Consider the following 525-nt stretch of genomic DNA (forward strand, 5'->3'; position numbering starts at 1 on the left):
TTGCGGGTGGTGATCTCGGCGGGGCCGTTCAGGCGGTGGACGGTGATGTCGCCGGTGGCGAGGGTGAGGCGGGCGCCTTCGGTTTCGGCGAGGTCGACGGTGGCCTGGGCGCTGTCGAGGGTGACGTGGCCGAGTCGTCCGGTGCTGTGCAGCCGGATGTCGGCGGTCCTGGCTTCGATGCGGGAGCCGGCGGGGAGGTGGACGGTGACGTTGAGGGTGCCGGAGGAGCCGAAGGCCTGGTTCCTGGGGGTGGGGGCGTCGATGCGCAGGGTGCCTTGGGTGCAGGTGACCGTGGTCTGTTCGGCGGCCTTCACGTCGCGGCTCCTGGAGGCGTCGGCGGGCAGGATCTCGACGGTGGTGTCGGTCCGGTCGGCGGCGATGAACCCGATGTGTCCGGCGGGGATGTCGAGGACGGCGGTGAGGGGGGCGGGGGTGTCGAACTTCTGCATGGTGTGCTCCTTCTTCTGCATGGTGTGCTCCTGTGACGCAATGTTTCTGATGTCAGAAACGCTACGTTGCATTCAG

Annotated in this window: 1 protein-coding gene; it reads right to left on the reverse strand. The window is 68.2% G+C overall.

What is annotated here, in order from left to right:
• Positions 1–470 (reverse strand): hypothetical protein (locus ABEA26_RS36220; RefSeq protein WP_345598346.1); only part of this gene is annotated, 470 nt, incomplete at its 3' end.
• Positions 471–525 lie beyond the last annotated feature (55 nt).

The organism is Streptomyces marokkonensis, from assembly GCF_039539045.1.
Taxonomy (GTDB): Bacteria; Actinomycetota; Actinomycetes; order Streptomycetales; family Streptomycetaceae; genus Streptomyces; species Streptomyces marokkonensis.